The organism is Funiculus sociatus GB2-C1, assembly GCF_039962115.1.
Classification (GTDB): Bacteria; Cyanobacteriota; Cyanobacteriia; order Cyanobacteriales; family FACHB-T130; genus Funiculus; species Funiculus sociatus.
On sequence record NZ_JAMPKJ010000131.1, the window covers coordinates 1 to 4248 of the forward strand.

4 protein-coding genes and 3 pseudogenes are annotated in these 4248 nt (G+C 47.2%); 3 read left to right on the top strand and 4 right to left on the bottom strand.

Annotation, left to right across the window (positions count from 1 at the left end; translation table 11 throughout):
* Positions 1 to 119: pseudogene (locus tag NDI42_RS28635) on the bottom strand (photosystem II D2 protein (photosystem q(a) protein)); the annotation flags it as partial.
* A gap of 431 nt (positions 120 to 550) precedes the next feature.
* Here NDI42_RS28635 and NDI42_RS28640 point away from each other — a divergent pair.
* The 3 genes from NDI42_RS28640 to NDI42_RS28650 all read left to right on the top strand — a co-directional run bounded on the left by NDI42_RS28640 (position 551) and on the right by NDI42_RS28650 (position 3132).
* Complete coding sequence (locus NDI42_RS28640) at positions 551 to 1117, top strand: photosystem I assembly protein Ycf4 (protein WP_190450898.1); 567 nt, start codon at positions 551 to 553, stop codon at positions 1115 to 1117.
* Between the two features lie 75 nt (positions 1118 to 1192).
* Positions 1193 to 1942 carry a peptidylprolyl isomerase gene (locus NDI42_RS28645; protein WP_190450900.1) on the top strand — a complete coding sequence of 250 codons (750 nt, stop codon included), beginning with the start codon at positions 1193 to 1195 and terminating at the stop codon, positions 1940 to 1942.
* 29 nt (positions 1943 to 1971) lie between these two features.
* Positions 1972 to 3132: a beta-ketoacyl-ACP synthase gene (locus NDI42_RS28650; RefSeq protein ID WP_190450902.1), complete on the top strand. Its 1161-nt coding sequence runs from the start codon at positions 1972 to 1974 to the stop codon at positions 3130 to 3132.
* A gap of 68 nt (positions 3133 to 3200) precedes the next feature.
* Here the strand turns inward: NDI42_RS28650 and tnpA are convergent.
* The 3 genes and pseudogenes from tnpA to NDI42_RS28665 form a co-directional block, all read right to left on the bottom strand.
* Positions 3201 to 3608: pseudogene (gene tnpA, locus NDI42_RS28655) on the bottom strand (IS200/IS605 family transposase).
* Positions 3609 to 3743: 135 nt separating this feature from the next.
* Positions 3744 to 4055, bottom strand: a complete 312-nt coding sequence (locus tag NDI42_RS28660) for a hypothetical protein (protein ID WP_348231892.1) — start codon at positions 4053 to 4055, stop codon at positions 3744 to 3746.
* An 88-nt stretch (positions 4056 to 4143) separates the two neighbouring features.
* Positions 4144 to 4248 (bottom strand): annotated as a pseudogene (locus NDI42_RS28665) (IS1 family transposase); the annotation flags it as partial.

Below are 4248 nucleotides of genomic sequence, written 5' to 3' on the forward strand. Positions count from 1 at the left end.
CAGGGAAACAGTAGCAAACCTGACCAGCCGACGAAGACGAAGCGATCGCGCTTTAGCCAGTCGTCTACGGAGTCAAACCAACCCCGTTCGTTAGTAGCGCGTCCGACTGCAATTGTCATTTCAAATCCTCTTACTATTGCTTCAACTCGGAGGAATTAACATTTTTTTTTGACACCGCCCACGCCAGAGCGCATTGGGCTTTTATAGAGAATTTTGTCTAGTGTCTGTCTTCAATAGACAAACTAGCTTTATTTCCCAGCGTGTCAACTTTGACTAACCTGTTGCCCTGTTGTCAGGTTTCAGGCTACTGTTGTTTGGCAATTATGCGCTTTTTCCTCCAAGACTAAATCGTTGGGGTATGAGCGCGTGTTCTCTATGATAAAAAAATATCAGAATTTTTACAATCTGACACGTAATTCTCATTAATCCCTGCCAAAGTCAAATTATTCGCATCAATAGCATAAATCCCTGTTTTCGCTGGATAATCTGAATCAGACCGATCTTAAAAATCTTGCCTTGACAACTCTGGCTCTGTTTGGAGCTTTATTTCATGACTGCACCGACAACAACCACTCCTTCCCGCGTTCTCCGTCAAAAAGTTTTAGGCTCTCGCCGCTTGAGTAACTACTGGTGGGCAACCGTAGTCTCCGTAGGAGCTACTGGCTTCCTGCTGGCTGGAATTTCTAGCTACCTGAAAGTGAATCTGCTGCCCTTTGCTGACCCCACCCAGCTAACTTTCATCCCCCAAGGAGTAGCGATGGGTTTCTACGGCATCTGCGGTTTGCTCCTAGCGATCTACCTGTGGCTAGTCATCATTTTGGACGTAGGCGGCGGTTACAACGAGTTTAATCAAGAGACAGAATTCGTTCGGATCTTCCGGTGGGGCTTTCCAGGGAAAAACCGCCAGATTGAAATCACCTGTCGGACACAAGACGTGCAAGCAGTTCGAGTGGAGATTAAAGAAGGACTTAACCCCCGTCGAGCAATTTATTTGCGCGTCAAGGGACGCCGAGATATTACTCTGACCAGAGTAGGTGAACCGATATCCCTGTCAGCTCTGGAAAATCAGGGAGCAGAGCTGGCTCGTTTCTTAGAAGTGCCAATCGAAGGTCTGTAAATATCTTGGTTGAGCTAACCCATATCTGCATAAGATGATTCAGTAGCTCCGGCTACACAATTAGGGGAAGTGAAAATGCAGATACAACTTCGTCACTGGTTAATATCACTGTTTATGATTGGGGGACTGATATTAGGAGGATGTGCCACACCACAGGCTGCTTCCTCGGACTCCACCAATTTAGCGACTGAAACGACCACCACACCTGCCACTACAGCGAGTAGTCCAATGAGCAATTTGCCCCGCCTAGAAGGTAAAGCCACCGTTGTTATGACGGTTAATGGCTCGCCGATTACGATTGAAGTCGATGGAACTAAGGCCCCAGTTACAGCGGGGAATTTTGTAGATTTAGTCCAGCGCGGTGTCTACGATGGTCTGGTGTTTCACCGGGTAGTACGGGAACCGCAACCCTTTGTCGTCCAAGGTGGCGACCCACAAGGTAAAGACCCTAATTTCCCAACAGAACGGCTGGGAACGGGTAGTTTTATCGATCCAACAACGAATCAAGCGCGTTACCTTCCTTTGGAAATCACGCCGAAAGGGGCAGATAAGCCCGTCATCGGTCAAACACTAAAGAGTGCAAGGGTTTCAGCTGTACCAGAATTGCGCCATACTCGCGGTGCTGTGGCTATGGCTCGTTCATCTATGCCTGACTCAGCTTCGTCACAGTTTTACTTCGCTTTAGCCGATTTACCATTTCTGGATGGCGACTATGCTGTATTTGGGAACGTCACTCAAGGGATGGATGTGGTTGACAAGATTCAGCAAGGCGATCGCATTGAATCAGCTAAAGTAACCAAGGGTGCCGAAAACCTGAAAAAATAGCTAATGGCTAATAGCTAATAGCTTTTTGAATGGTGGAAGTTGTTGTCACTGGAATTGGTTTGATTTCAGCTTTGGGTACAAGCTTGGAGTCCAGCTGGCAACAGCTAATATCGGGTAAATCTGGTATTCAGCTGCATCAACCTTTTGGGGAACTTTCCCCGCGTCCCTTGGCGCTGATAGGCAAACAACCAGTCCAGTTAGAAACTTTGACTGGGCTGGTTGTCGCTGCGGCGTTGCAAGATGCTGCTTTGGTTGCACCTTTGCCTGATTGTGGCGTGGTAATCGGTTCTAGTCGCTCTCATCAGGCATCTTGGGAGAAATTGGCGCGGGAGTTTTATCGGGCAGATCCCCCCCAATCCCCCCGTGATCAGGGGGGGCTAGGAAAGCAATGGTTGGAGGCGCTGCCGCATATGAATGCGATCGCATCCGCAAGGTCTATCGGGGCAACAGGCGCGGTATTGGCACCAATGGCGGCTTGTGCAACTGGAATTTGGGCGATCGCGCAAGGCTTTCACTTGATAAAATCTGGGCAGTGTCAGCAAGTCATTGCTGGGGCGGTGGAAGCCCCAATTACACCATTGACCCTGGCTGGATTTAAGCAGATGGGTGCTTTAGCCCAATCTGGCGCTTATCCTTTCGACCGACACCGGGAAGGATTGGTTTTGGGAGAAGGGGCTGCTGTGTTGGTACTTGAATCAGCGGATTTAGCAAAGCGACGGTCAGCACGAATTTATGGTCAAGTGCTGGAATTTGGCTTGACAGCAGATGCTTATCATGCTAGTGCGCCGGAGCCGGGAGGGAAAAGCGCGATCGCGGCTATCAAACAATGTTTAGAACGCAGCCACCTTTCCCCATCTGACATCGATTACATTCACGCCCACGGTACAGCTACCCAGCTAAATGACCACAACGAAGCACAGCTAATTAGGAAGTTGTTTCCCCAAGCAGTTCCAGTTAGTTCCACCAAGGGAGCCACAGGACATACACTGGGAGCATCAGGAGCCTTGGGTGCAGCTTTTAGCCTGATGGCATTGCAGCATCAAATTTTACCGCCGTGTGTCGGGTTGAAAGAATCAGATTTTGATTTGAATTTAGTTACAGTCTCGCGTCCGGCTGAGATTCGGCGGGTGCTTTGTTTTAGCTTTGGTTTCGGAGGACAGAATGCGGTGGTAGCGTTGAGTAAAATGTAACGAGCCGAACGAGAACGAGTAAACTCGCGGCTACGCGAACGAAGCCTGCCTTCGCAGGCTATTTGGAGTTAGGTGATTTCCCAATCGAGGATGAGGGATTTTTGGTCATGGTGGATTGCTTGGTTGCGGATGTATTCAGCTATTTGATCGATGTTGTGGCGACTAACTGTAAATGCACCGTAACCACCTTGCCATTTAAAAAACTCTTGGGGTTTGATTTCATGGGTAATCAGATGGGAAGAACTACCTTTGGCTTTGCCGATTAGCTCAGATACAGTCAAAGTAGGCGGAAAATTAGTTAATAGATGAACATGATCGGCTACGCCGCCGATAGCAACTACCTTGCATCCTAATTAATGACACTGACTAACAATTGCTGCATAAATTACCTCTTGAATGTCTGGTGTAACGAGTGGCAATCTATCCCAAGTTCCCCAAACAAAATGTAGATACAACTGTGTAAAATTTTTGTGCATTTTCCCTATTGATAAGAATGCCCTCACCCTTCAGGGTGGAGCTACACGAACCAAGCGCGCAAAGGCGGGCTGTAAGTATTTAGCCTGCGTAGGCAGGCTTTGTTTGCGTAGCCCCGCCTTTAGGCGTTAGGCTATTTAATTGCCAAAAAATGGTTCAATTGCATCTAACCAGTCAGGATGAGCTTGATAAACTCTCTGATATACTTGCTTTACTTGTAATTTGGATAAAGGTTGACCTTGATTACGCCTCGAAACAGTTTTAAATTCATTTCTAAGTAGATCGTGATATCTGTCATGATCTCTTCTGGATAAATTAACTGCTGGAAGATCACTTTCATTTAATCCCCAAGCTCTAGCGTGCTTCGCTTCCAGAATATGATGAGCATTACGTTGATTCCAACGCGAATTGCCTCCACCTGGTAAGTTTTTAGGAGTCCATCTGCTCAATTGTCGATAGGGGCCAATAATACTTCCCTGAGCGGAGCGATATATCAGACCTCTGGTAGTCCTGCATAGTAATGATAACGCCAGTTTTTCATTCTATAGATAAACTGGCGTTATATTCATGAATAAAATACCAAATAGCTCCTATATGATTGGAGAGTTTTTTAGAGAACGAAAGAGTTTTTCTTACCAAACG